The sequence below is a fragment of the Mesorhizobium sp. USDA 4775 genome, assembly GCF_054062655.1.
Map to the genome: position 1 here is coordinate 1814047 of NZ_JBSSFM010000001.1, position 24565 is coordinate 1838611.

Sequence of the window (24565 nt, forward strand, 5' to 3'; positions counted from 1 at the left end):
CGCAGTGTCGATTTTCAACCGGTCCTCTAGGCGCGCATGGCCGGAGCGTCAACGCGTTGGGCGCTTTTTCCTTGCGACCTTCGACCCCCGTTCCTACCTTCGAAACCCGTTCAAGGAGTAAAGAATGCCGTCGCCGACCCCGCATGAAGCCCTGATCTACCTGATGGTCATCACCTCGGCCTCCGACCGCGACATGACCGATGTCGAACTGGCCCGGATCGGCGACGTTGTCCGCTCATGGCCGGTGTTCGAGGATTTCAAGCAGGATCGCCTGGTTCCCGTCGCCCAGGCTTGCCAGAAGCTGCTGCATGAAAAGGATGGCCTCGAGGGTGTCCTGGCCCAAATTGCCGAAGCCCTGCCAGAGCGCCTGCGCGACACCGCGTATGCCGCCGCCTTCGAAGTGGCCGCCGTCGATCTCGAAATGCGCATGGAGGAAGTGCGCGTGCTGCAGTTGATCCGCCGCAAGCTCGATCTCGACACGCTGACCGTCGCCGCCATCGGCCGCGCGGCCAAGGCGCGGCTGCGCACGCTGACCTGAGCATCACTAGAAAAAGCTGACCGGGACCGGATCAGAAAAAACTGACCGGAAAATAGCGCAGGTAGAATTCGGCGAAGGTGCCTTTCATCGAGATCTCCTGCAGCGCGTAATCGATCGCGGCGGCCAGCGCCGGATTGTCCGCCCTTGTGGCGATAGCCATGCCCGTGCCCAGATATTCGGGCGCCAGATAGGGACCGCCGGCAAAACGGCAGCACCCGCCTGCATCCGAGCCGCCCAGCCAGAATGCGAAACGCATGCCGTCACCGAAGGCGGCATCGATCTTGCCCGCCTTGAGATCGCCGTAGAGGGCTTCCGGTCCGTCGAAGGAGACGATTTGGACCGTGTTGAAATAGTCGCGCAGCATGCGCTCATGCGCCGAGCCGGCGAGAACGCCGACGCGCTTGCTGCGCAGCTTGTCGAAGACCGGTTCGGCAAACGCCTTGTTCTTCGGCGTGATGAAGCGCGCCGGAAACTGCAGATAGGAGCGCGAGAAGGCGTATGTCTGGCGCGATTGCGGCGTCGCGGCGATGCCGGCGATGATCGCTTCGCCTTCGCCTTTCTCGAGCGCCCCTTCAAGCTCACCCCAGGGCAATGCCTGGATCTGGCATTTGTCGGCAATGCCGAGTTCGGCGCAGATGGCGCGCGCTAGGTCGATATGGAAACCGGACAGCTTTCCCGCGCCATCGAGGAAATTGAAGGGCGGAAAATCCGTGGTCGTCAGGAATCGCAGCCGTGGCAGTGCCGAAAGGTCGGGCTTCGGCAACCGTTCCTTGGCGTCCCACAACACTGGTACCTGCGGTTCGGCCGCGCGCGCCCCAGGAGCCAGTGGCAGGGCGGCGATCAGCAGCGACGCCAGGACCAGGAACCTCCATTGGAACGCCACGATAGAACTCCGCCGCACTCGTGTTCGCACCGGTTTTGGTACGAAAATGGTACAGGCACAATGGTTTTTGATTTCAACGCGCCAATTTCAGGCTATGCTTTAGCACGTTTGCAAACAGCGGTGGCTGCCCTGGTTGGGGAATTAGGGTCGAGAACCACAACCGAGAATGTGCGTGTTGCAATCCGTGGTCGGTGGCGAAATGCAGACAACGCATGGACCATTGATCTCAATGCATGAGGCAACATGGGGTTGATGTTGCGATGGGTCAATTTGATCGTACGCTGGAATACATAGACCAACTGCAACACGCCGGAACGGCGGCGGCGGTTTGCGAGAAATTGCTAGGCATTACATCGGATTTCGGTCTGACCGCGCTGATGGCGGGAACCGTTCCGCAGCCAGGCACGCCGAGCGGGCAGCAGAAGCAACATGTGCTGCTTTGCGACTGGCCCGTCGAATGGCTGGAGCGCTACGTGGCGCGCAACTATGTCGACCACGATCCCGTGGTCAGCCACATGAAGCAGCTGCAGGCGCCGTTCCAGTGGCGCGAAGCCGCCCAGGGCATTAGCTTCGACAAGAGCAGCGATGAGGTGATGGGCGATGCCGGCGCCTTCAAGTTGCGCGACGGGCTGGCCTTCCCGCTGATCACACTCGATGGCCAGATCGTCATGGTGTCGCTGGGTGGCGAGGCCGTGCAGCTGTCGGGTGCCGAGTTCGGCCTTGTGTCGCTGGTCTCGACGTATGCCGTCGGCCGCGCCATGCAAATCCACACCATGGCGACCAGTACCATCGACCATATCGAACTGACCCCGCGCGAGCGCGAATGCCTGCAATGGGCCGCCGTCGGCAAGTCGGAATGGGAGATTTCGCAAATCCTCGGCATCTCCGAACACACGTCGGAGAAACATCTTCTTAACGCCAAAAGCAAACTCGGTGCCGTCAACCGGGTCCAGGCGGTCGCCGAAGCGATAAGGCGCGGCTACATTAGCTAGGTCGGCCGTGCCGACCTGGAATTTCTTGCCTACGTGATCACGCAATTTTCTCGTTGAAGCACGGCCGTATCTTCCTCTTAAACCCAGGAGACGACGGCATGCTTTTTTGTCTTACAACTCAAGAATTGATGGAACGTCCCGACCTTTGGGAGGCCGTCCATCGCCTGCGCTACCAGATATTTGTCGAGGAAATGGGGTGGGAGGACCTGCGGCGCCCGGACGGATTCGAGGTCGACCAGTTCGACCATGACGAGGCGGTGCATCAGATCGTCATCAGAGGCAACGAAGTCGCGGGCTATCAGCGGATGTTGCCGACCACGCGGCCCCATCTGCTGACCGAGGTCTTGACTGACCTTTCCGAAGGAACGCCGCCATCGGGCCCCGACATCTGGGAATTGACCCGCTATGCGGTGGCTCCCGGCTTTCGCGATGGCCGTCGCGGCGTCTCGACCGTTGGTACCGAATTGATCGCCGGCTTCGTCGAGTGGGGGCTGAAGCGCGGTGTCGACAAGGTGATCATCGAGTTCGAGCCGATGTGGGTGCTGCGCGCCTTGCAGCTGCATTTCCTGGCGACGCCGCTGGGCTATCAGCGCACCTACGGCAATCAGCAGGTCGTGGCGACCCTGCTCTCCTTCAATGAGCACACGCTGGACGTTGTGCGTTCGCGCCGCAACCACCACGCTCCCGTCCTGGCCCGGGGATATCCCGACATGTTCGGCCAAAGGAGGGCGTCATGAGGTCGGAGACCGCCATGAACCCGCACCCGCAACCGGAACTGCGCAACCACACGCTGATCGTCACCGTGTCGTCGAATGATGGCCGGCCGGTGCTGGACAGGAGGGCCTATGAAAGCCTTGCCAAGACGTTCCATGAAGCCGCCGACAATGACGAGGTCCGTGTTGTCGTGCTGCGTGGCCTGGCAGGCTGCTTCTGCCTCGGCGGCGACTTTTCAGAATTCCTCGACGCCACCAAGCACCAGAAGCTGATCGCCGCCGTCACCGACATGTTCCGCACGCTGGCGACATTCCCCAAGCCCATCCTCGCTTGCGTCGACGGCGATGCCGTCGGCGTCGGCTGCACCATCCTGTTCCACTGCGACATGGTGATCGCCTCGAATGAAAGCACGTTCAGGGTGCCGTTCGTCGATTTCGGCCTTGTGCCGGATGCGGCGACCAGCATCCTGGCGCCGCAGAAGCTCGGCTATGCCGGCGCCTTCCGCTTCTTCTGCCTCGGCGACACGCTCCACGCCGAGGACGCCAGGGCACTCGGCCTCGTCGCCGAGATCGTGCATGACGGCGTGGAGGAGGCGACACTCGGCCGCGCCAGGCAGCTCGCCAAGAAGCCGGTTGCCGCCCTGCTGCAGACCCGCGGCCTGCTCAAGGGCAATACCGGCGCGCTGTGCGACCGCATCGACCAGGAGATATCGCTGTTCCAGCAGGCGTTGCAGGACGACACCACGCTGCGGCGCCTGCAGCGGATCGCCCGGCTCGCGGCCTGAGCAACGACGTCAAGAACCACGCGCCGCGCTGCCTGGTGGCCGCGCGGCGCGAGAAGGCCTAGCCTTCCTTGCCTAGGAATGACGGCCCTTCGCCGATGATCTTCTTGTCTTCCTTGCCGATGATATCGAGATCACGCCCCTCATAGGGTACCGACAACAGGATGCGCCGCATCACCGCCAGCCGCGCGCGGCGCTTGTCATTGGCCCGCACGATGATCCATGGCGCGAACGCCTTGTGGGTGCGCTCGAACATGGTGTCGCGCGCCTTGGTGTAATCGTCCCATTTGGTGATGCCGGCGACATCGATCGGCGAGAACTTCCAGCTCTTCAGCGGGCTGTAGCGGCGATCGTGAAAACGCTCGAGCTGCGTTTCCCGACCGATGTTCAGCCAGAATTTGAAGAAATGGATGTCGTCGTTGACGATCATCCGTTCGAAATGCGGCGTCTCGTCGAGAAACTTTTCGTGCTGTTCGGGCGTGCAGAAGCCCATCACCGGCTCGACGCCGGCGCGGTTGTACCAGGAGCGGTCGAAGGTGACGAATTCGCCCGACGTCGGGAAATGGTCGACATAACGCTGGTAGTACCATTGTCCCAGCTCGGGCGGGGTCGGCTTGGTCAGCGCCACGTTGCGCGCCGTGCGCGGGTTGAGATACTGGTGCACCACGAAGATCGTGCCGCCCTTGCCGGCGGCGTCGCGGCCCTCGAACAGCGCCATCACCCGCTTGCCGGTCGCCTGCAGCCATGCCTGCGCCTTCACCAGCTCGATCTGCAATTTCTCGAGCGTCTCGTTATAGTCGTCGCTGTTCATCTTCTTGTCGTAGGGGTAGCCGCCCGCGGTCAGCTTGTGGTCCTCGACCCAGTCCGGGAGCTCGGGATTCTCGATGTCGAACTCCCGCTCCTTGCCCCCGATCCTGATCTTCAGCGGACCTGACGTCGGCGTTGCGGGATTTTCCTTGGCCTTTTTCATCGAGACGAACCCTTTCCAGCTTACGGACTCATGCTATTGGGAGCCTCCATGCCGGTCTAGCAGGAAGTTGCCATACGGCCGGACAGCGCCCGAGAGGGCTATAGGACCCGGGGATGGCTGAGCAAAGCGCAGAGCAGGCAAGTGTGGCGCAAGCCATGGCCATCCGGCTGTGGAACAGTCGCTGGCTGCTCGTCGCTGGCGTTATCGGTATCCTAGTCGCTTTTGCCTTCGCGGGGATCTCTGCCTATGTGCTGGTGCCGGCGCTGCTTCTGCTGCTGGCTGCCGCGCTGTTGCCGGCCACCGGCCTGCGCCATTCCGGCGAGAATGCCACCGCGATCGAGGCGATCGGCCTGCAGCGCCTGTCGGGCGAATATCTGGCGGCCGCCGTCGCCGATCCGCTGATCATCTTCGACCGCTCGGCCGCCATCGTCCATGCCAACGCCGCCGCCTTTGCCGCTTTTGGCGGCATCGCACCGGGCCTGTCGCTGCCGCTGAAATTCCGGGCGCCGGAAATGCAGACGCTGCTCGACAGCGTGCTGTCGGGCACGATCGCCTCCGATGTCGTCGACTATACCGAGAAGCTGCCGGTCGAACGGGCCTACCGGGTCAGCGCGTCCTCGGTCGGGCACGGCACCGACCTCTATGTGCTGGTGTTCAAGGACCAGAGCGAAACGCGCAGGATCGACCGCATGCGCGCCGATTTCATCGCCAATGCCAGCCACGAATTGCGCACCCCGCTGGCCTCGATCGCCGGTTTCATCGAAACATTGCGCGGACCGGCCCGCAACGACCCGGCGGCACGCGAGCAGTTCCTGCAGATCATGCAGAACCAGACCGGCCGCATGGCGCGCCTGATCGATGACCTGCTGTCGCTGTCCCGGCTGGAGATGAAGCCCTATCTGAAGCCCGGAACAGAGGTCGACCTGCGCCAGACCGTCGACAGTGTCATCGATTCGCTGGCCCCGCTTGCCCACGAAAACAGCGTCGTCATCGAGCGCGATTTCGCCAAGGGACCCCTCAATGTGCCGGGCGATCGCGACGAGTTGTTCCAGGTTTTCGAGAATCTTCTGGAAAACGCCTGCAAATACGGCCAGTCCGGCGGCCGTGTGGTGGTGTCGATCGCGCACGCCGATGACGGTTCCGAACCCGGCATCGACGTCACCATCCGGGATTTCGGTCCCGGCATTCCCGAGGAGCACATTCCGCGCATCACCGAGCGCTTCTATCGCATCGATGTCGAGACCAGCCGGACCCAGAAAGGCACCGGCCTTGGCCTGTCCATCGTCAAGCACATCCTGACGCGCCACAATGCCAGGCTGACGATCAAATCCGAGGTCGGTAAGGGCGCCGCCTTCTCGGTTCATTTGCCGACGCACGGATAGTGCCCTAGTTTCCCCTGGAACCGTTTCTTTTTTCTGTCATCCGGCTAGCGTATCAGCGGGGATTCGAGGAAACGACTCAAGAACCCGTGGGAAGGCATTTCATCCATGCAGTCCGTGCACATAATGAGCGCCTTTGACGAGGAGCTGAAATATCTGTCGAAGCGCATTGCGGCGATGGGCGGTCATGCCGAGCGCATGGTCGAACAGGCGGTCGCCGCTCTCGTCAATGCCGATCCGGGGCTGGCCCAGAAGGTCATCAACGACGATGCAGTCCTGGATGAGGGGCAGCGCGAGATCGACGACAAGGCGATCATCATCATCGCCAAGCGCCAGCCGATGGCGACGGACCTGCGCGAGATCGTCGGCGCCATCCGCATTTCGGCCGACCTCGAACGGGTCGGCGACCTCGGCAAGAACGTCGCCAAGCGGGTGGTCGCCGTCACCGACGGCCGCCAGCCGACCAGCCTGTTTCGCGGCCTGGAGGCCCTGGCCAATTTGGCGCTGACCCAGCTCAAGGAAGTTCTCGACGTCTACGCATCGCGCTCAGTCGACAAGATCAGCTTCGTGCGCGACCGTGACGATCAGATCGATGCCATGTACACGTCGCTGTTTCGCGAATTGCTGACCTACATGATGGAAGATCCGCGCAACATCACGCCCTGCACGCATCTTCTGTTCTGCGCCAAGAACATCGAGCGCATCGGCGATCATGCCACCAACATCGCCGAGACCATCTATTACATCGTCACCGGCGACCAGATGCCGGCCGAGCGGCCGAAAGGCGACAAGACCGACAAGATCAGCCTTTCGGCGCCGCTTCCGGCGAAATGAACGTTCATCCTCTCGAACGCCAGATCATATTGCGCTAAACTATCCCGGCGTTAAGCTTCTCAGGCCTTTATAAGGGGCCTGCTTCAGGAGGCCGCGATGGAATATGTCCGAGAGTTCAAGCCCGCGGCGCCGACATCAGGCATCATCGCCTCCAGTGTCTACACGGCCGGGCGGCGCATCGCCGACATTCCGATCGAGGAAGCCGGCGAATGGGCCAAGAAATCGGGACATGTCGTCTGGATCGGGCTGCTCGAACCGGATCGCGAGCTTTTGTTGCGTGTCCAGGCGCAGTTCCATCTGCACGAGCTGGCGATCGAGGATGCCGAGCATCCGCACCAGCGGCCGAAGATCGAGCAATATGGCGATGCGCTGTTCATCGTCGCCCGCACCGCGCAATTGATCGAAGGACGGGTGACTTTCGGCGAGACGCATCTGTTCGTCGGCTCGGGCTACATCGTCAGCGTCAGGCACGGCCCGTCGACCTCCTACGCCGCCGTGCGTCAGCACTGGGAAAGCTGTCCGCATTCGCTGGCCAAGGGCGAGGATTTCGTCCTCTACGCCATTCTCGATTTCATCGTCGACAACTACATGCCGGTGCTCGAGCAGATAGAGGACGAGGTCGAGGTGATCGAGGACCGGGTGCTTTTGAAGCCGATGACCGGTCCTGATATCGAGCGGCTCTATATGCTGCGCCGCGATCTGCTGCGCCTGCGCAATGCGGCACTTCCGCTGGTGGAGGTCTGCCGCCGCCTGACCAGCGCCGACCTGCCGCAGATCCATTCAGCCATGCACCCACTGTTTCGCGACGTGACCGACCACATCCGCACCGTCCAGGAAAAGATCGACAGCCTGCGCGAGGTGCTGGCCTTCGCCTTCGAGGCGAGCCTGCTGGTCGGTCAGAGCCAGGAAACGGCGATTTCCAAGAAACTCGCCTCATGGGCGGCCATACTGGCGGTGCCGACGGCATTCGCCGGCATCTACGGCATGAACTTCACCGACATGCCGGAACTGAAGATGGAGTATGGCTACCCGATCGTACTGGCCACCATCGCGACGATCTGCGCGTTTCTCTACTGGCGGTTTCGCAAGAATGGCTGGCTGTGAGGGTAGGCAGTAGCCAGTAGGCAGTAGCTATTGTCCTACGGCCCAATCCCCACTGCCTATTCCCTGTCTATCGGTTCCGCCGCCGCTCCGCCGCCGGCTGGAACGCCACGCGAGCATGATATTTGCAGTAGGGCCCCGTTTCGGCGGCCTCGTTGCCGCAGAAGTTGAAGTCCTCCGACAGCGGATCGCCGTTCGGCCATTTGCAGGTCCGCTCGGTCAGCTCGACGAGCTGCAGATGCCGTGAGATCGGTACCACGACATTCTCGACCGGGCGGATATAGTGCCGCGCCACCGGCTCGGCGTCGAATTGCGTCTGAAGGGCGGTCGCGCCGATCGATGTCGTGACGTGGCGAGCCGTGCTCGCGGCGCGCGCCACCGATTTCTGAACGGTCGAGCCCTGTGTCGTCTTTTTCTGGCGTGCCGGCGTCGCCGTTGCGCGGCCGCGGCCCGACAGCTTCAGACGGTGCACCTTGCCGATGACGGCATTTCGGCTCACCCCTCCAAGCTGGGCAGCAATCTGGCTTGCGCTCAGACCCTCCGACCACAATTTTCTGAGAAGTTCGACCCGCTCGTCAGTCCAGTTCATGAGACCGCGCTCCTGCTTAGCGTGCGGCAATCAGAATCCATTCCCGACCCAGCACCACTGCTGGGGCAGACACCACATATACCTGGTGATTAGGTCCGCCGCACGAAATCTAGTTATTTCTCGACTACAATTACCTTATGCGCAGACTCGGTGACAAGAGTCCCAAGTGCAACACGAATCGGTTTTTTCGGTTTTCCCCAACTTGCCCGGTCGCTTGTGAGCCGGCGTCTCGTCAGGGGGCTTGCCGCGTGCCAATACGCGACGTTTTCGTTGACTTCATGGCCGAAAAACACGATAAGCCGCACAAGGCCGCCGCTTTGGCGGCTTTTTTGATTTTCCGGTACCGGAGACGCATATAATGAGCGGTTCGGCGCTTTACGAGACCTTTGCTCGCGCTCCCCTGGCTTTCGACCACGGGGAAGGCACCTGGCTGGTTACCGACAAGGGCGAGCGATATCTCGATTTCGCCGGCGGCATCGCGGTCAATTCGCTCGGCCACAGCCATCCGCATCTGGTCGCGGCGCTGACCGAGCAGGCGGCGAAGCTGTGGCACGTCTCCAATCTCTACGAGATTCCCGGGCAGAGCCGGCTTGGCGAGCGCCTGGCCGATGCCACATTCGCCGACAAGGTGTTCTTCACCAACTCCGGCGCCGAGGCGCTGGAATGCGCGATCAAGACGGCGCGGCGCTACCATTTCGTCAAGGGGCATCCCGAGCGCTTCCGCGTCATCACCTTCGAAGGCGCCTTCCATGGCCGCACGCTGGCGACCATCGCGGCCGGCGGCCAGTACAAATACCTTGAAGGCTTCGGCCCCAAGGTCGAAGGCTTCGACCAGGTCGGCTTCGACGACATCGATGCCGCCGAGAAGGCGATCACGCCGGAAACCGCCGCGATCCTGATCGAACCGGTGCAGGGCGAGGGCGGCATCCGCCCGGTCCCGACGCAGTCCCTGAAGCGGCTGCGGCAGCTTTGCGACCAGCACGGCCTGTTGTTGATTTATGACGAGGTCCAGTGCGGCATTGGCCGCACCGGAAAGCTGTTCGCGCATGAATGGTCAGGTGTTGCGCCCGACATCATGGCGATCGCCAAAGGCATTGGCGGCGGCTTCCCGATGGGCGCTTGCCTTGCAACCGACGAAGCAGCTGTCGGCATGACGGCTGGCGTGCACGGCACCACATTCGGCGGCAATCCGTTGGCCATGGCGGTCGGCAATGCCGTGCTCGACGTGGTGCTCGAAGACGGCTTCCTCGAAGACGTCCAGCGCAAGGCATTGCTGATGAAGCAAGGTCTGGCGGCGATCGCCGACGAGTTTCCCGATGTCATCGAAGACATCCGCGGCACCGGCCTCATGCTTGGCCTCAAATGCGCCATGCCCAACAACAAGGTGAACATGGCACTGCGCGACCAGCATTTGCTGGCGGTTCCGGCCGGCGACAACGTCATTCGCCTGCTGCCGCCGCTCACCGTCACCGACGCCGAGATCCACGAAGCGCTCAACCGCATCCGCGCCGGTGCCAAAGGCCTGGCGGATGCCATCGCCGTGGCCGCCGCGAAGTAATTCCGGAAAATTGCTGATGTCAGTTCGCCATTTCACCGATCTTTCCACCGTTTCCGAGGGCGACCTGCGCGTCATGCTCGACGACGCGGTGGTGCGAAAGGCGCGCCTCAAGGCCGGCGAGCGCACCCGGCCGCTCGAAGGCAAGGTGCTGGCGATGATCTTCGACAAGCCGTCGACGCGCACGCGCGTCTCCTTCGATGTCGGCATGCGCCAGCTCGGCGGCGAGACCATCATGCTGACCGGCACCGAAATGCAGCTTGGCCGCTCCGAGACCATCGCCGACACCGCCAAGGTGTTGTCGCGCTATGTCGACGCGATCATGATCCGCACCACCTCGCATGAGCGGCTGCTGGAGCTGACCGAGAACGCCACGGTTCCGGTGATCAACGGGCTGACGGATGACACCCATCCGTGCCAGCTGATGGCCGACATCATGACCTTCGAGGAGCATCGCGGTCCGGTGGCCGGCAAGACCATCGCCTGGACCGGCGACGGCAACAATGTGCTGCATTCGCTGCTCGAAGCCTCGGCGCGGTTCCGCTTCAACCTCAACGTCGCCGTGCCGGAAGGCAGCGAGCCGGCGCAGAAGCATATCGACTGGTCCAAGGCCCATGGCGGCAAGCTGCACTTCACCCGCTCGCCCGAGGAAGCCGTCGACCAGGCCGACTGTGTCGTCACCGATTGCTGGGTGTCGATGGGCCAGGAGCATCGCGCCCGCGGCCATAACGTGTTCTCGCCCTACCAGGTCAATGCCAAGCTGATGGCGCATGCCAAGCCGGATGCGCTGTTCATGCACTGTCTGCCGGCGCATCGCGGTGAGGAAGTGACCGACGAGGTTATCGACGGACCCCATTCGGTGGTCTTCGACGAGGCCGAGAACCGGCTCCACGCCCAGAAGGCGGTGCTTGCCTGGTGTCTTGGGGCTTGAAGTGTCTTGGGGCTTGAGGTGGCTTGGGGTTTGAAAGGTCCGGGCGCTTGATCTGCGGGGGCGCGATGCCTATCTGCGCCGCATCACGCAAATCAAGCGCGTTTGGACGCATGCACCCCAGGGGGCGGCATGGCCGCGCCCTGGAGCTTTGTCATGTTGGAAACGCATCAAGTGACTGAACATCACCCCAAACTCGGCGAGTTCGGCTATGCCGGCGACGATCATGTCGTGCCCTTTGAGGTCGGCCCGCTCGACGTGCGCGGCCGTACCGTGCAACTCGGGCCGATGCTCGACGCCATTCTCAGCCGCCACGATTATCCCGAGCCGGTCGCCCGCCTGCTGGCGGAAGCCTGTGTACTGACGGTGCTGCTCGGCACCTCGCTCAAATTCGAGGGCAAGTTCATCCTGCAGACCCGCACCGATGGGCCGGTCGACATGCTGGTGGCGGATTTCACCACGCCGTCGGCGCTGCGTGCCTATGCGCGCTTCGATGCCGATAGGCTCGAGGCGCTGGTCGCCGCAGGCGAAACGTCCCAGCAGACGCTGCTCGGCGGCGGCGTGCTGGCACTGACCATCGACCAGGGCGCCCATACGCAGCGCTATCAGGGCATCGTCCAGCTCGATGGCGAAACCCTGGAAGACGCGGCGCGCACCTATTTCCGCCAGTCGGAGCAGATCCCGACGGATATCAGGCTCTCGGTCGCCAAGCTGTTGACGCCCGGCGTCGGCGGCGCGCGCGAGCAGTGGCGTGCTGGCGGCATCCTGGCGCAGTTCCTGCCGCAGTCGCCTGAGCGCATGCGCGTTCCGGACCTGCACGGCGGCGACGGCGATCCGCGCGAGGAGATCCATGATCCCACGGACAATTCCTGGCAGGAATTGCTGGCGCTGCTCGGCACGATCGAGCCGACCGAGTTGATCGACCCGACGATCGGCGCCGAACGGCTGCTCTATCGCCTGTTCCACGAGCATGGCGTACGCGTCTTCGGCGGCGTTCCCGTGGCCGACCAGTGCTCATGCTCGCGCGACAAGATCCGCGGCATCCTCGAGGGCTTCTCCGCGCAGGAGATCGAGGACAGCACCGAGGATGGCGGCATCCACGTCGCCTGCGAATTCTGCTCGACACAGTACGACTTCGATCCGGCGGAATTTGCCGCACAGTAAAGCCATTCCTTCTCCCCGTGGAACGGGGAGAAGGACGCTAATTCACCGTCCGCCGCGTCCCCGGCAGGTCCAGCGAGAACGCCGGGATGGCGATGTCGAAGGTCTCGCCGCGCTTGTTGCGCATCGTGTAGTGCCCGACCATGATGCCTGAGGGCGTCGAGAGCGGGCAGCCGGACGTGTATTGATAGCTGTCGCCGGGATTGAGTTCGGGCTGGTCGCCGACGACACCCGGGCCGCGCACTTCCTCGACTCGGCCGGCACCGTCGGTGATGTGCCAATAGCGCGACAGAAGCTGCACGAATTCGTCCGACTGGTTGTCGATCGTTATCTGATAGCCCCAGACAAAGCGGTTCTCGGAAGGATCGGAGCGGTCCTCGAGATAGAACGGCCTGACCTGCACTTCGATGTTGCGCGTGACGGCGCGGTACATAAGCGGCTCCAAAACAATCTAAAGCATGATCCCGAAAAGTGGGAACCGGTTTTCGGAAAAGATCATGCTCAAACCAACAGAACCTTTCGGCGCTCCCGGCGAGCAGGTCAACGTGCGCGTCTTGTCGCGGCTCGTCTTGAAACGCAGGTGCCGGCAAAGAATGTCATTTAAGTGACACATGACAATGGTGGTGTGCACGAACCGGGCGACTCGGCGCTCTGTCGAACTATTGAAAACGGCCACGATGCGGGCCGTCTCTTCTGGAGTGACCAGATCTCGATGGAACTCGCTCTCATAGCCGCCTCGCTTTCGACTGCTATTATCCTTTCAAACACCGCCAGTATCCTTCTCGCCGCCTCACAGCTGAGACGGCGCACAACGATCGCACCGCCGGCCGGCAAATCGCCGCCGGTATCGATTGTCATACCCTCGCGCGGCGTCGAGCCGTTCACGCAGGAGACGCTGGAGCGCGCCTTCTCGCTAGACTGGCCCCGCTACGAGCTGATCTTCTGCGTCGCTCATGGAGACGACCCAGTGGTCAGGCTGATCCGTGCCGCCATTGGCCGCTTTCCAAAAGTGCCGGCCCGGCTGTTGATCGGCGACGACCGCGTCAGCGCCAATCCCAAGCTCAACAATTGCGTCAAGGGCTGGGAAGCCGCGCGGCACGATTGGGTTGTCCTGGCCGACTCCAACGTGCTGATGCCGAGAGACTACGTCCAGCATCTGATGGCGGCGTGGCGGCCGGACACCGGCCTTGTCTGCTCGACACCGATCGGTTCGCGGCCGGAGGGCTTCTGGGCCGAGGTCGAATGCGCCTTCCTCAACACGCTGCAGGCGCGCTGGCAATATGCCGGCGAGGCGCTCGGCCTTGGCTTTGCCCAGGGCAAGAGCATGTTGTGGAACAAGCCGATGCTGGATGCCAATGGCGGCATCCGCGCGCTGGCCGCCGAAATCGCCGAGGACGCCGCCGCGACCAAGCTGGTCAGTGGGCTTGGCCTGCGCGTCAATCTCGTCGCGGCACCCTTCGAGCAGCCGCTTGGCCGACGCACGCTTGGCACGATCTGGTCGCGCCAGGCCCGCTGGGCGCGCTTGCGCCGCGTCACCTTCCCACGGTTCTTCGCGCCGGAAATCCTGACCGGCGCGGTGGTGCCGCTGGCGCTTGCGCTGGTTGCGGCGGCAAGCGCCGGCTTCAGCCTGCCGCTGACGGCCATCGCCGTGCTGGCGGCCTTTTATCTCCCGGAATGCGCCCTGGCCTGGTCCAAGGGCTGGCACCTTTCGCCGCGCACGGTCGCGGCGATGATTGCGCGGGACTTGCTGCTTCCAACCATGTGGGGGCGCGGCTGGCTCGGCGGCGCCGTCGACTGGCGCGGCAATGCGATGACCATCGGCACCAAGGCGGCCGAACTGGAAGAGGCGTCGTCGCGCGCCTGATCGCGGCGCGGACGACCTACCTCGACGACCCTCTATTTAGCGGCCTTGAGAGCCTGCGCGATGTCTTCCAGAAGGTCATCGGTATCCTCCAGGCCGACCGACAGCCTGAGCGTTCCTGGCCCGATGCCGAGTTCGGCGCGCGCCTCGTCGCTCAAGTTCTTGTGCGTGGTCGTCGCCGGATGGGTGATCAGGCTCTTGGCGTCGCCGAGATTGTTGGAGATCAGCACGATGTCGAGCGCGTTCTGCAGGGCGAAGGCCGCCTGCTTGCCGCCCTTGACGTCGAGGCAGATCAGCGTCGAGCCGCCCGACATCTGCTTCTTGACGATCGCGGCCTGCGGATGGTCGGCGCGGCCGGGATAGATGACGCGGGCGATCTGCGGCTGGTCGGCGAGGAAATCTGCGATCTTGCCGGCGCTCTCCGTCTGCTGGCGCACGCGCAGCGGCAGCGTCTCCAGGCCCTTCAGCAGCGTCCAGGCGTTGAAGGGCGACAGGCTGGGGCCGGTGTGGCGGAAATAATCATGCAAATTCTCGTCGATCCACTTCTTGTCCGACAGGATCACGCCGCCGAGACAGCGGCCCTGGCCGTCGATGTGCTTGGTTGCCGAATAGACGACGATATGCGCGCCGAGCTGCAACGGCTTCTGCTGCAGTGGCGTGGCAAAGACATTGTCGACGACAAGCCGCGCGCCGATCGAGTTGGCGAGCGCAGCCACAGCGGCGATGTCGACCACTTCCAGCGTCGGGTTGGTCGGGCTCTCCAGGAAGAACAGCTTGGTGTTGGGCCTGACCGCCTTTTCCCAGTTGGCGATATCGGTGCCGTCGACCAGCGTCGCCTCGATGCCGTAGCGCGGTGCCAGCGTCTCGACCACCCAGCGGCAGGAGCCGAACAGCGCGCGCGCCGCCACGATATGGTCCCCGGCCTTGACGCTGCACAGAAGCGCCGCTGTCACGGCCGCCATGCCCGATGCCGTGGCGCGTGCGTCTTCCGCGCCTTCCAGCGCGCACATGCGCTTTTCGAACATGTCGACGGTCGGATTGGCGTAGCGCGAATAGATGAAGCCGGGTTCCTCGCCCTTGAAGCGGGCTTCGGCGGCTTGCGCCGTTTGATAGACATAGCCCTGGGTCAGGTACATCGCCTCGGAGGTCTCGCCGAAGCCGGAACGCAGGGTTCCGCCATGCACGAGGGCTGTCTGAGGCTTCCAGTTGCGCTTCTTGTTGCTCATCGCTTTGTTCCAGACACAAAAAAACCGGCCGCGAAAGTCGCAACCGGTCCATACAGCCTCGCGGCCAACGGTCCTTTAGCGACTTGTTTAACGTGGCTGCAAGCCGACCGGCCAAATCACCACGGGATAACGACCCTTTAGACCCGTACCACGCTTGCGTCAATTGCCGGCTTCATTAAGAGGTTTGTACCAGGCAGGTTCCGCAAGAATGTTCCATGTTTTCCGGCGAGAACCTGTTGGTAGGAAATTCGTCTGGCCTAGGAGCGGAGCCTTGCGGCAGACAGGCATTCTTCCCGATCAGGACATCTCGGCGCTGTTCCAGTCCGGCGCGCTGAAGTCGCCGCGCGCGCTCGACGCCGACCAGATCCAGCCGGCGAGCCTTGATCTGCGGCTCGGCGACAAGGCCTGGCGGGTGCGGGCCTCGTTCCTGCCGGGTCCCAACCACAGGGTCTCGGAAAAGCTCGACCGGCTGCAGCTGCACGAAATCAATCTTGCCGAGGGCGCGGTGCTGGAGACCGGCTGCGTCTATATCGTGCCCTTGCTTGAAAGCCTGGCATTGCCGGCGGACATTTCGGCCTCGGCCAATCCGAAGAGTTCGACCGGGCGGCTCGACATTTTCACCCGTGTCATGACCGACCGTGGCCACGAGTTCGACAAGATCGCCGCCGGCTACAACGGTCCGCTCTATCTGGAAGTCAGCCCGCGCACCTTTCCGATCGTCGTGCGCACCGGTTCGCGCCTGTCGCAAATCCGCTTCCGCACCGGCAACGCGCTGCTCTCGGAAACCGAATTGCATGAATTGCACCGCGCGCAGATGCTGGTCGCCACCGAGCCGCCGAATATTTCGGGCGGTGGCATCGCGCTGTCGATCGATCTCAAGGGCAACGGTGAAGGGCTGGTCGGCTATCGCGGCAAGCATCACACCGGCCTCGTCGATGTCGACAAGCGCGCCGCCCAGGATGTCGTCGATTTCTGGGAACCGATCCACAAGAGCGGCGCCGGCGAACTGGTGCTCGATCCAGACGAATTCTACATCCTCGTCAGCCAGGAGGCGGTGCATGTGCCGCCGCTCTACGCCGCCGAGATGACGCCCTTCGACCCGCTGGTCGGCGAATTTCGCGTCCATTACGCCGGCTTCTTCGATCCGGGCTTCGGCCATTCGGCTGCCGGTGGCACCGGCAGCCGGGCCGTGCTTGAAGTGCGCAGCCACGAGGTGCCGTTCATCCTCGACCATGGCCAGATCGTCGGCCGGCTGGTCTACGAGCACATGCTGAAGCGGCCGCAGGCGCTCTACGGCACCGCTCTCGGCTCCAACTACCAGGCACAGGGCCTGAAGCTCTCCAAGCATTTCCGCGCTGCGCGCTGAACCCCGGTTGCCGCCAGGCAAGATACTTGCCTGCGCTGGCACATCATGCTTGGCTGGCTTGTCGGCCGTCGAGATGGCGGCGCTCAAGGGGACAAGAAAATGCAGATCTCGAAATGGATACTGTCGGCGGCAGGCGCCGCCCTGTTGTCGATGGCCGCCGGCTCTTTGTCGGCGCAGGCTGCCGAGAAACTGAAGATCGGCACCGAGGGCGCCTATCCGCCGTTCAACACCATCACCTCGGACGGTAAGGTTGTCGGTTTCGACATCGACATCGCCAATGCGCTGTGTGCTCAGATGAAGGTCGAGTGCGAGATCGTCACCCAGGACTGGGACGGCATCATCCCCGCCCTGCAGGCCAAGAAGTTCGACGCCATCATTGCCTCGATGAGCATCACCGAAGAGCGCAAGAAGCAGGTCGCCTTCACCAACAAATACTACACCACCCCGCTCGCGCTGGTGGCGCCGAAGGACAGCGATCTGACGTCGGCCGACCCGGCGGCCCTGGCCGGCAAGACGGTCGGCGCCCAGGCTTCGACCACGCAGGCCGACTATGCCCAGAACACCTATGGCAAGGCAGGTGCCGAGGCAAAGCTCTACCCAACCCAGGAAGAAGCGATCACCGACCTGACCAACGGCCGGCTTGATGCCGTGATCTCGGACAAGTTCGTGCTGGTGGACTGGCTGAAGAAGGCAAGCGACGGCTGCTGCAAGCTGGTCGGCGACGTCAAGGGCACGGAAACGCAAGCCGGCATCGCCGTGCGCCTGGACGACACCGCCTTGCGCGACAAGCTCAACACGGCCATCGACGCGATCGTCGCCGACGGCACCTACAAGAAGATCCAGGCCAAGTATTTCGACTTCGATATCTATTGAGGCTGAAGCTGCCTCTTCCTTCTCCCCTTGTGGGAGAAGGTGGCCTCGCGAAGCGAGGTCGGATGAGGGGTGTTCCAGGGAACGCCAACGCCTCACTCCGCTGGAACACCCCTCATTCGTCTCGGCGCTGCGCGCTGATCCACCTTCTCCCACAGGGGGAGAAGGGGAAGCTGGCGCTACAGCGCCTTCACCGCCACCCTCACCGGCTTTTCGATCTCAAGCGGGTTGCGCAGCGGCAGGCCGAAATCACCGGCTTCGATCTCGAACACATCGCCGGCCTCGGTCTTGACGCCGTCGGCGAAGGACAGTGTCGCGGTGCCGAACATATGCACGTGCACGTCACCCGGCTGGCGGAACGCCGAATATTTGAAGTGATGGTGTTCGAGATTGGCGATGGTGTGCGACATGTTGGCTTCGCCCGACAGGAACGGCTTTTCCCAAAGCGTCTTACCATCGCGCACGATGCGCGAGGTGCCGCGGATGTCGGAAGGCAGGTCGCCGATCAGGATCTCAGGTCCGAACGAGGCATTGCGCAGCTTGGAATGGGCGAGAAAGAGATAGTTTACCCGCTCAGTCACGTGGTCGGAAAATTCGTTCGACAGCGTGAAGCCGACGCGGAAGGGCGCGCCGTCATCGCCGATGACATAGATGCCGGCGATTTCGGGTTCCTCGCCGGCGTCCTTGGCGAAGGCCGGCGACAGGAGTGCGGCTCCCGGCGCCACGGCCATCGTGCCGTTGCCCTTGTAGAACCATTCCGGCTGCACGCCGACCTGGCCCTTGGCGGGCTTGCCGCCCTCCAGACCCATGCGGAACATCTTCATGGAATCGGTGAGCTGCTCCTCGCCATCGGCGCTGCTGAGCTTCTTGTGCATGGAATCGCGCGTCGCCGCCGAGCCGAGATGCGTCAGGCCGGTGCCGGTGAGATGCAGATGCGCCGGATCGGGGTGATTGATCGGCGACAACAGCCGCCCTTTCTTGTAGGCGGCATCGAGATCGACCGTCTCGCCGAGCCCCTTGCGCTCGATCAGGGTGGCTAGGCCGACGCCGGTGCGGGCTGCCTCCATCGCCAGCGAATAGACGCTGCGGGCGCCGTTGATGATCCGGGTCTTGCCGCCATTGCGGGCAACGACGCGGATGGTCTCGGCGTCATCGAGAATCTGCGAGATCAGCATGATCAATCCTCTCTCATGTGCCTTGGCATGGCTGCCGCTGCGGCAAACCTTCCCAAGCGCGGCTGGGACGTCGCCCATGCCACGGGTGAAATTGTCCGTTCGGATTGCGCTCGCGGGGCCTGGTTCCTTGAGGGAACTTCTTCGCGCCGGCTGGTTGCCGGCAGCGCCGCGATGTGACCCGTATGCCTTCCTCGTTGCCTCGCCGGAGCGGTTCGGCCCGCTCCTTTCTGCGCAATTCCTGTGGGAAAACCGCGATGCGCTTTCCTGGAACTGCCCCTGTCAGGCCTTGTTCTTGTTGTAGACGTCGAAGATCACGGCGCCGAGCAGCACCAGGCCTTTGACGACCTGCTGCCAGTCGACATTGACACCCATGATCGACATGCCGTTGTTCATCACGCCCATGATGAAGCCACCGACCACGGCGCCGATGACCTGGCCGACGCCGCCCATCGCTGAGGCGCCGCCGATGAAGACGGCGGCGATGACGTCGAGCTCTGAGCCCAGACCGGCCGCCGGCACGGCCTGGCCAAGGCGAGCCGCGATGATCAGGCCGCCCAGCGCCGACAGCACGCCCATATTGATGAACACCAGCAGCGTCAGCCGCTCGGTGTTGATGCCCGACAGCTGCGCCGCCTTGGGATTGCCGCCCATGGCGTAGATGCGGCGGCCGATGGTCATGCGCTTGGTGACGAAGACGAACAGCGAGATCAGCACGCCCATGACGAGCAGCACCACCGGCAGGCCCCTGTAGCTGGCGAACTCATAGACCAGGAACAGCGCCAGCGCGCTGGCGACCAGCGTCTTGACGACGAACAGGGGGAAGGGCTCGGCTTCATAGCCGTGGCGTTCGCGCTTGCGTCGTGTCCTCACCCCGAAATAGGCATAGGCCACCACGGCGATCAGGCCGAGCACGATCGTCGTCATGTGCAGTGTCAGGCCGCTGCCCACGATGGTCTTGCCGGCGGCGTTCACCGTGGGCGGGATCAGCGTCAGCGGGCCGATAACGTCCGGGATGAAGCCCGAGCTCAGCGCCTTGAAGCCGTCCGGAAGTGGGCCTACCGACGAGCCGCCGCCCAGCAGCGCCTGGCAGATGCCGCGGAAGATCAGCATGCCGGCCAGCGTCACGATGAAGCTCGGTATCCGGTGATAGGCGATCCAATAGCCTTGCGCCGCACCGATCAGGCCGCCCACGACCAGGCAGACGATTGAAACCACAAGCGGATTGCTGAGCGGTCCGAGCTGCCAGATGACCATCATGTTTGCGGCCAGCGCGCCGATGAAACCGGCGACCGAGCCGACGCTGAGGTCGATATAGCCGGAAACGATGACCAGCAGCATGCCCAGCGCCATCACGATGATGAACGAGTTCTGCTGCACCAGATTGCTGAGGTTGACCGGCTTGAACAGCGTTCCCGACGTGGTGAACTGGAAGAACAGCATGATGACGATCAGCGCGATGATGAGACCGTATTCGCGCAGGTTCGTCGTCAGCGCCGAGACGGCAATGCGTGGACGCTGGTCCTCGGCGATGTTGCCCTGCGGGGCGGGGGCGCTGTCGGTGCTCATGCTGCTTTTCCTTCTCCCCGAACGATGGCGCGCATTATTTTTTCCTGACTTGCGTCCGCCGCGGGCATTTCGCCGACGATGCGGCCTTCGTTCATGACGTAGATGCGGTCGGTGATGCCGAGCAATTCCGGCATTTCCGACGAGATGACCACGATCGCCTTACCCTCCGAGGCAAGACGCGCGATGATCGTATAGATTTCATACTTGGCGCCGACATCGATGCCGCGTGTCGGCTCGTCGAGGATCAGCAATTCCGGGTCGGCGAACAGCCATTTCGACAGCACCACCTTCTGCTGGTTGCCGCCGGAAAGATTGCCCGTCATCTGATAGACGCTCGAAGCGCGGATATTGGTCTTCTTGCGATAATCGTTGGCAACGGCGAGTTCGCGCAGATCGTCGATCACGCTGTGACGCGACACGCCGCCGAGATTGGCAAGCGTGATGTTGTGCTTGATATGGTCGATCAGGTTGAGACCGTAAGTCTTGCGGTCCTCGGTCACGTAGGCGATGCCGTGTTCGACCGCCTTGCTCACGGATGAGACATCGATCGGCTTGCCTTTGAGCAGCACCTCGCCCGTGATGCGGCGGCCATAGGAACGGCCGAACAGGCTCATGGCGAATTCGGTGCGACCGGCGCCCATCAGCCCGGCTATGCCGACTACCTCGCCCTTGCGCACATTGATGTCGATGCCCTTGATCACCTGCCGTTCGGCATGGATCGGGTGATAGACCGACCAGTTCTTCACTTCGAAGACGACCTCGCCGATCTTTGGTTCGCGCGGCGGATAGCGGTCGTCGAGCGAGCGGCCGACCATCGAGGTGATGATACGGTCTTCCGAGATATCCTTCTTGGCCAGCGTCTCGATGGTGCGCCCGTCGCGGATGACGGTAACCTTGTCGGCGACCCGGTTCACTTCGTTGAGTTTGTGCGAGATCAGGATCGAGGTCATGCCTTGCCGCTTGAACTCGAGCAAAAGGTCGAGCAGCGCCTGGCTGTCCTTCTCGCTGAGCGATGCGGTGGGCTCGTCGAGGATCAGGAGCTTGACTTCCTTGCTCAGCGCCTTGGCGATCTCGACCAGCTGCTGCTTGCCGACGCCGATATTGGTGATCAGCGTCTTGGGGTCCTCCTTGAGGCCCACCTTCTTCAACAGCGCGCTGGTGCGCGCCTCGTTGGCATCCCAGTCGATCACGCCGTATTTGGCGTGTTCGTTGCCGAGGAAAATGTTTTCGGCAATCGACAGCATCGGCACCAGCGCAAGCTCCTGGTGGATGATGACGATGCCCTTGTGTTCGCTGTCATGGATGCCTTTGAACTGGCATTCCTGGCCTTGAAAGATGATCTGGCCGTCATATGTGCCCGCGGGATAGACGCCCGACAGCACTTTCATCAGCGTCGACTTGCCGGCGCCGTTCTCGCCGACCACGGCGTGGATTTCGCCTTCCTCGACGCTGAGGTTGACATTCGACAGCGCCTTCACGCCGGGAAACGTCTTGGTGATGTCGCGCATCTCCAAAATCGTCGAGGTCATAAGGGCAAGCTCCCAGACTTTCTTGTTTTTACGCAACTCCCAGGGGAAGGCGCTATGCACTTTTCCTGGAATTGCTCTAGGCCGGCAGAAACAATACCGGGGTCGCTTGTGAACGAAAAGGGGCCCTGCGTCGCGCAGGACCCCAGATTTAATAACAGAGATTACTTCAGGTCTTCGGCCTTGATGTAGCCGGAGTCGACGACCAGCTTCTGGTAGTTCGACTTGTCGACCTCATGCGGCGTCAGCAGGATCGAGGGAACGACCTTGACGTCGTTGTTGTAGGTCTTGGTGTCGAGGCCGTCAGGCTTGCCGCCCGACAGCACCTTGTCGACCAGTTCGACGGTCGACTTGGCCAGTTCGCGGGTGTCCTTGAACACGGTCGAATACTGCTCGCCCGAGATGATCAGCTTGACCGAAGCGGTCTCGGCGTCCTGACCGGTCACAACAGGCCAGGGCTGAGCGGCCGTGCCGTAGCCCACGGCGCGCAGCGAGGCGGTGATGCCGCGCGACAGGCCGTCATAGGGCGACAGAACGCCATCGACGCGGCTGCCGTCCGAGTAGTTGGCCGACAGCAGGTTGTCCATGCGCGCCTGGGCGGTGGCGGCGAGCCAGCGCAGCGTGCCGACCTTGTCCATGCCCATCTGACCGGACTTGATCTTGATCGAGCCGTCGTCGATCAGCGGCTGCAGGACGGAAATCGCACCATTGTAGAAGAAGAAGGCATTGTTGTCGTCGGGCGAGCCGCCGAACAGTTCGACGTTCCACGGCTTGGTGTTCGGGAAGCGCTCCTTGAGACCCTTGACCAGCGAATTCGCCTGGATCACGCCGACGCCGAAATTGTCGAAGGTGGTGTAATAGTCGACATTGGCGGTCTTCTTGATCAGGCGGTCATAGGCGACGACGACGACGCCCGCGTCAGCGGCCTTCTGCAGCGCGTCCGACAGGGTGGTGCCGTCGATCGAGGCGATGATCAGCGCCTTCGGGCCCTTGGTGATTTCGTTTTCCAGCTGGCTGAGCTGGTTGGGGATGTCGTCCTGCGCATACTGCAGGTCGACAGTGTAGCCGAGTGCCTCGAGCTGGGACTTGACGGCGTCGCCGTCATTGATCCAGCGCTGCGAAGTCTTGGTCGGCATCAGCACGCCGACGAGACCCTTGTCGGCCGCGTGCGCCGAATAGGTCATGGCAGCAATGCCAAGCGCCGCGACTGCGGCCAGTGTCTTGATGATTTTCACGTAACTCTCCCTGGTTGATGGACGCAGCACCCCGGGGGTCGCGGGCCGCGCAATCGTGCAGAAGCGCCAAGGCACTGCTGCCGTCATATCGATCTCCGGTATCCTCCCATGGCCCCGAGCCGCTGATTTCAATCGATACGATTTTATCGTTGGCGACCGTTGCGTCTCGGAACACGGTGACGTTGCCGCCCTTTTGCCATAACTGTCAAATGCGATCTTTGATGGTTGCTATACCGCAAGTGGTATATGTTATGACGCGTGACGGGTTGCTGGCAAATGCCGGCGGGCCGCGAGCGGAGGCAGGAAAAAACCATGGCGGCGTTACGGAATCCGGCTGCGGGTTCAAATAGCTACAACGAGACTCCGGGCGATGGCGAAACCCTGCTGCGCAGCGGCCTCAGCCTGCGTCATATGCGCATGATCGTCGCGCTCGACGATCATGGCCGGGTGAGCGCGGCTGCGCAGGTCATGAACATTTCGCAGCCGGCGGCATCGCGCATGATTGCCGAGATGGAGGCGGTGCTCGAGGTCAAGCTGTGCGAGAGGCTGCCGCGCGGCATCACGCTGACGCCCTACGGCAAGGCCTTGGCCAGGCGTGCGCGTTCGATCCTGCTGGAGATGCGCGAGGTCGACCGCGAGATTTCCGAACTCAAGGCGGGCAAGGGCGGTTCCGTGTTTCTCGGTGCCGTGACGGCGCCGGCGATCGAACTGGCGGTGCCGGCGATCCGCGAAATCCGCCGCATCTATCCACGCATCGAGATCACGATGCAGGTCGAGACCTCGAATGTGCTGGCGCGCGAACTGATCGCCTCACGCCATGATTTCATCATTGCGCGCATCCCCGACGATCTCAATCCGCGGCTGTTCGAATCGCGTGTCATCGGTGTCGAGAAAGCCTGCCTGATCGTGCGTCGGGGCCACCCGCTGACCAGGGGCAGCGTGGTGCGGCTGGAAGACACTGCCGCCTATGACTGGGTCTTCCAGTCGGGCGGCTCGCCTTTGCGTCAGGCGATGGAGAGCAATTTCCTCAACCGCAACATCGCGCTGCCGGACCGGATCCTCAACACCAGTTCGCTGCTCCTGACGCTGGTCATGGTCGCGCAGTCCGACGCCATCGCGCCGGTCTCGGTGCAGGTGGCGAAATTCATCCAGAACCCCGACGGGCTCGCCGGCGCCATCGATGTCGTCCAGACCGAATTCGACATCGAGGTCAGGCCCTACAGCCTGATCACGGTCAGGAATCGCGCGCTGTCGCCGGCCGCCAAGATGCTTCACGACTTCATCCTGCGCGAAGTGGGGTGATGGAACAAGAAGT

General features: G+C 62.8%; 23 protein-coding genes and 1 riboswitch. Of the genes, 14 read left to right on the top strand and 9 right to left on the bottom strand.

Annotation, left to right across the window (positions count from 1 at the left end; all coding sequences use genetic code 11):
- The first annotated feature begins 124 nt into the window (after nt 1–124).
- Nucleotides 125–538 carry a tellurite resistance TerB family protein gene (locus tag ACVILI_RS08895; RefSeq protein ID WP_038644445.1) on the top strand — a complete coding sequence of 138 codons (414 nt, stop codon included), beginning with the start codon at nt 125–127 and terminating at the stop codon, nt 536–538.
- Between the two features lie 31 nt (nt 539–569).
- On the opposite strand, the gene ACVILI_RS08900 is transcribed toward ACVILI_RS08895, so the two are convergent.
- The gene (locus ACVILI_RS08900) at nt 570–1382 is read right to left on the bottom strand and encodes a transporter substrate-binding domain-containing protein (protein ID WP_276315163.1); all 813 of its coding nucleotides are present in this window, start codon (nt 1380–1382) and stop codon (nt 570–572) included.
- A 299-nt stretch (nt 1383–1681) separates the two neighbouring features.
- On the opposite strand from ACVILI_RS08900, the gene ACVILI_RS08905 reads away from it, so the two are divergent.
- From ACVILI_RS08905 to ACVILI_RS08915, 3 genes are all read left to right on the top strand, one after another.
- Nucleotides 1682–2413 (top strand): helix-turn-helix transcriptional regulator, encoded by a 732-nt coding sequence (locus tag ACVILI_RS08905; protein WP_019863131.1) that lies wholly within the window; start codon nt 1682–1684, stop codon nt 2411–2413.
- 98 nt (nt 2414–2511) lie between these two features.
- On the top strand, nt 2512–3150 hold the full coding sequence (locus tag ACVILI_RS08910) for an acyl-homoserine-lactone synthase (protein WP_019863132.1): 639 nt from the start codon (nt 2512–2514) through the stop codon (nt 3148–3150).
- Entirely contained in the window at nt 3147–3911 is a 765-nt protein-coding gene (locus ACVILI_RS08915; protein WP_038644448.1) for an enoyl-CoA hydratase-related protein, read from the top strand. The genes ACVILI_RS08910 and ACVILI_RS08915 overlap by 4 nt, the downstream gene beginning before the upstream one ends.
- Nucleotides 3912–3969: 58 nt before the next feature.
- Here ACVILI_RS08915 and ppk2 read toward each other — a convergent pair whose 3' ends face one another.
- On the bottom strand, nt 3970–4878 hold the full coding sequence (ppk2, locus tag ACVILI_RS08920; protein ID WP_019863134.1) for a polyphosphate kinase 2: 909 nt from the start codon (nt 4876–4878) through the stop codon (nt 3970–3972).
- Nucleotides 4879–4991: 113 nt separating this feature from the next.
- Between ppk2 and ACVILI_RS08925 the strand changes: the two genes are divergently transcribed.
- From ACVILI_RS08925 to ACVILI_RS08935, 3 genes are all read left to right on the top strand, one after another.
- The gene (locus ACVILI_RS08925; RefSeq protein ID WP_019863135.1) at nt 4992–6260 is read left to right on the top strand and encodes an ATP-binding protein; all 1269 of its coding nucleotides are present in this window, start codon (nt 4992–4994) and stop codon (nt 6258–6260) included.
- Nucleotides 6261–6365: 105 nt separating this feature from the next.
- Nucleotides 6366–7091: a phosphate signaling complex protein PhoU gene (phoU, locus tag ACVILI_RS08930; RefSeq protein ID WP_019863136.1), complete on the top strand. Its 726-nt coding sequence runs from the start codon at nt 6366–6368 to the stop codon at nt 7089–7091.
- 96 nt (nt 7092–7187) lie between these two features.
- A complete protein-coding gene (locus tag ACVILI_RS08935) occupies nt 7188–8195 on the top strand; it encodes a magnesium and cobalt transport protein CorA (RefSeq protein WP_010913391.1) in 1008 nt (335 codons plus the stop codon).
- A 67-nt stretch (nt 8196–8262) separates the two neighbouring features.
- Here ACVILI_RS08935 and ACVILI_RS08940 read toward each other — a convergent pair whose 3' ends face one another.
- Nucleotides 8263–8781, bottom strand: coding sequence for a GcrA family cell cycle regulator (locus ACVILI_RS08940; protein WP_019863137.1), 519 nt, complete (start codon nt 8779–8781; stop codon nt 8263–8265).
- Nucleotides 8782–9139: 358 nt separating this feature from the next.
- Between ACVILI_RS08940 and ACVILI_RS08945 the strand changes: the two genes are divergently transcribed.
- The 3 genes from ACVILI_RS08945 to ACVILI_RS08955 all read left to right on the top strand — a co-directional run bounded on the left by ACVILI_RS08945 (nt 9140) and on the right by ACVILI_RS08955 (nt 12428).
- Nucleotides 9140–10339, top strand: coding sequence for an aspartate aminotransferase family protein (locus ACVILI_RS08945; RefSeq protein WP_019863139.1), 1200 nt, complete (start codon nt 9140–9142; stop codon nt 10337–10339).
- A gap of 16 nt (nt 10340–10355) precedes the next feature.
- The gene (argF, locus tag ACVILI_RS08950) at nt 10356–11267 is read left to right on the top strand and encodes an ornithine carbamoyltransferase (RefSeq protein ID WP_019863140.1); all 912 of its coding nucleotides are present in this window, start codon (nt 10356–10358) and stop codon (nt 11265–11267) included.
- A 129-nt stretch (nt 11268–11396) separates the two neighbouring features.
- Nucleotides 11397–12428 carry an Hsp33 family molecular chaperone gene (locus ACVILI_RS08955; protein ID WP_081296126.1) on the top strand — a complete coding sequence of 344 codons (1032 nt, stop codon included), beginning with the start codon at nt 11397–11399 and terminating at the stop codon, nt 12426–12428.
- A 37-nt stretch (nt 12429–12465) separates the two neighbouring features.
- Here ACVILI_RS08955 and apaG read toward each other — a convergent pair whose 3' ends face one another.
- Nucleotides 12466–12858, bottom strand: coding sequence for a Co2+/Mg2+ efflux protein ApaG (gene apaG / locus ACVILI_RS08960; protein ID WP_038644452.1), 393 nt, complete (start codon nt 12856–12858; stop codon nt 12466–12468).
- 279 nt (nt 12859–13137) lie between these two features.
- Here apaG and ACVILI_RS08965 point away from each other — a divergent pair, with 279 nt between their 5' ends.
- Nucleotides 13138–14289 carry a ceramide glucosyltransferase gene (locus ACVILI_RS08965; protein WP_038644455.1) on the top strand — a complete coding sequence of 384 codons (1152 nt, stop codon included), beginning with the start codon at nt 13138–13140 and terminating at the stop codon, nt 14287–14289.
- A 32-nt stretch (nt 14290–14321) separates the two neighbouring features.
- On the opposite strand, the gene ACVILI_RS08970 is transcribed toward ACVILI_RS08965, so the two are convergent.
- Complete coding sequence (locus ACVILI_RS08970) at nt 14322–15512, bottom strand: O-succinylhomoserine sulfhydrylase (protein WP_038644458.1); 1191 nt, start codon at nt 15510–15512, stop codon at nt 14322–14324.
- 55 nt (nt 15513–15567) lie between these two features.
- A riboswitch (SAM riboswitch) is annotated at nt 15568–15645 on the bottom strand.
- A 138-nt stretch (nt 15646–15783) separates the two neighbouring features.
- On the opposite strand from ACVILI_RS08970, the gene ACVILI_RS08975 reads away from it, so the two are divergent.
- Entirely contained in the window at nt 15784–16878 is a 1095-nt protein-coding gene (locus tag ACVILI_RS08975; protein ID WP_038644460.1) for a 2'-deoxycytidine 5'-triphosphate deaminase, read from the top strand.
- A 99-nt stretch (nt 16879–16977) separates the two neighbouring features.
- Nucleotides 16978–17751 (top strand): ABC transporter substrate-binding protein, encoded by a 774-nt coding sequence (locus tag ACVILI_RS08980; RefSeq protein ID WP_051726710.1) that lies wholly within the window; start codon nt 16978–16980, stop codon nt 17749–17751.
- A gap of 176 nt (nt 17752–17927) precedes the next feature.
- Here ACVILI_RS08980 and araD1 read toward each other — a convergent pair whose 3' ends face one another.
- From araD1 to chvE, 4 genes are all read right to left on the bottom strand, one after another.
- Entirely contained in the window at nt 17928–18923 is a 996-nt protein-coding gene (gene araD1 / locus ACVILI_RS08985; RefSeq protein ID WP_038652072.1) for an AraD1 family protein, read from the bottom strand.
- 279 nt (nt 18924–19202) lie between these two features.
- On the bottom strand, nt 19203–20489 hold the full coding sequence (gene mmsB / locus ACVILI_RS08990) for a multiple monosaccharide ABC transporter permease (protein WP_019863148.1): 1287 nt from the start codon (nt 20487–20489) through the stop codon (nt 19203–19205).
- Nucleotides 20486–22018 carry a multiple monosaccharide ABC transporter ATP-binding protein gene (mmsA, locus tag ACVILI_RS08995; protein WP_038644461.1) on the bottom strand — a complete coding sequence of 511 codons (1533 nt, stop codon included), beginning with the start codon at nt 22016–22018 and terminating at the stop codon, nt 20486–20488. Before mmsA ends, mmsB begins: the two co-directional genes overlap by 4 nt.
- Before the next feature lie 161 nt (nt 22019–22179).
- Nucleotides 22180–23250 carry a multiple monosaccharide ABC transporter substrate-binding protein gene (gene chvE, locus ACVILI_RS09000; protein WP_010913404.1) on the bottom strand — a complete coding sequence of 357 codons (1071 nt, stop codon included), beginning with the start codon at nt 23248–23250 and terminating at the stop codon, nt 22180–22182.
- A gap of 312 nt (nt 23251–23562) precedes the next feature.
- Here chvE and ACVILI_RS09005 point away from each other — a divergent pair, with 312 nt between their 5' ends.
- Nucleotides 23563–24552 (top strand): LysR family transcriptional regulator, encoded by a 990-nt coding sequence (locus ACVILI_RS09005; protein ID WP_038652073.1) that lies wholly within the window; start codon nt 23563–23565, stop codon nt 24550–24552.
- Nucleotides 24553–24565 lie beyond the last annotated feature (13 nt).

Excerpts from the sequence above, each read along its gene's own strand:
- ACVILI_RS08895 (WP_038644445.1), top strand. The coding sequence starts at position 125 with ATGCCGTCGCCGACCCCGCATGAAGCCCTGATCTACCTGATGGTCATC.
- ACVILI_RS08905 (WP_019863131.1), top strand. The coding sequence starts at position 1,682 with ATGGGTCAATTTGATCGTACGCTGGAATACATAGACCAACTGCAACAC.
- ACVILI_RS08910 (WP_019863132.1), top strand. The coding sequence starts at position 2,512 with ATGCTTTTTTGTCTTACAACTCAAGAATTGATGGAACGTCCCGACCTT.
- ACVILI_RS08915 (WP_038644448.1), top strand. The coding sequence starts at position 3,147 with ATGAGGTCGGAGACCGCCATGAACCCGCACCCGCAACCGGAACTGCGC.
- ppk2 (WP_019863134.1), bottom strand. The coding sequence starts at position 4,878 with ATGAAAAAGGCCAAGGAAAATCCCGCAACGCCGACGTCAGGTCCGCTG.
- ACVILI_RS08925 (WP_019863135.1), top strand. The coding sequence starts at position 4,992 with ATGGCTGAGCAAAGCGCAGAGCAGGCAAGTGTGGCGCAAGCCATGGCC.
- phoU (WP_019863136.1), top strand. The coding sequence starts at position 6,366 with ATGCAGTCCGTGCACATAATGAGCGCCTTTGACGAGGAGCTGAAATAT.
- ACVILI_RS08935 (WP_010913391.1), top strand. The coding sequence starts at position 7,188 with ATGGAATATGTCCGAGAGTTCAAGCCCGCGGCGCCGACATCAGGCATC.
- ACVILI_RS08940 (WP_019863137.1), bottom strand. The coding sequence starts at position 8,781 with ATGAACTGGACTGACGAGCGGGTCGAACTTCTCAGAAAATTGTGGTCG.
- ACVILI_RS08945 (WP_019863139.1), top strand. The coding sequence starts at position 9,140 with ATGAGCGGTTCGGCGCTTTACGAGACCTTTGCTCGCGCTCCCCTGGCT.
- argF (WP_019863140.1), top strand. The coding sequence starts at position 10,356 with ATGTCAGTTCGCCATTTCACCGATCTTTCCACCGTTTCCGAGGGCGAC.
- ACVILI_RS08955 (WP_081296126.1), top strand. The coding sequence starts at position 11,397 with ATGGCCGCGCCCTGGAGCTTTGTCATGTTGGAAACGCATCAAGTGACT.
- apaG (WP_038644452.1), bottom strand. The coding sequence starts at position 12,858 with ATGTACCGCGCCGTCACGCGCAACATCGAAGTGCAGGTCAGGCCGTTC.
- ACVILI_RS08965 (WP_038644455.1), top strand. The coding sequence starts at position 13,138 with ATGGAACTCGCTCTCATAGCCGCCTCGCTTTCGACTGCTATTATCCTT.
- ACVILI_RS08970 (WP_038644458.1), bottom strand. The coding sequence starts at position 15,512 with ATGAGCAACAAGAAGCGCAACTGGAAGCCTCAGACAGCCCTCGTGCAT.
- ACVILI_RS08980 (WP_051726710.1), top strand. The coding sequence starts at position 16,978 with ATGCAGATCTCGAAATGGATACTGTCGGCGGCAGGCGCCGCCCTGTTG.
- araD1 (WP_038652072.1), bottom strand. The coding sequence starts at position 18,923 with ATGCTGATCTCGCAGATTCTCGATGACGCCGAGACCATCCGCGTCGTT.
- mmsB (WP_019863148.1), bottom strand. The coding sequence starts at position 20,489 with ATGAGCACCGACAGCGCCCCCGCCCCGCAGGGCAACATCGCCGAGGAC.
- mmsA (WP_038644461.1), bottom strand. The coding sequence starts at position 22,018 with ATGACCTCGACGATTTTGGAGATGCGCGACATCACCAAGACGTTTCCC.
- ACVILI_RS09005 (WP_038652073.1), top strand. The coding sequence starts at position 23,563 with ATGGCGGCGTTACGGAATCCGGCTGCGGGTTCAAATAGCTACAACGAG.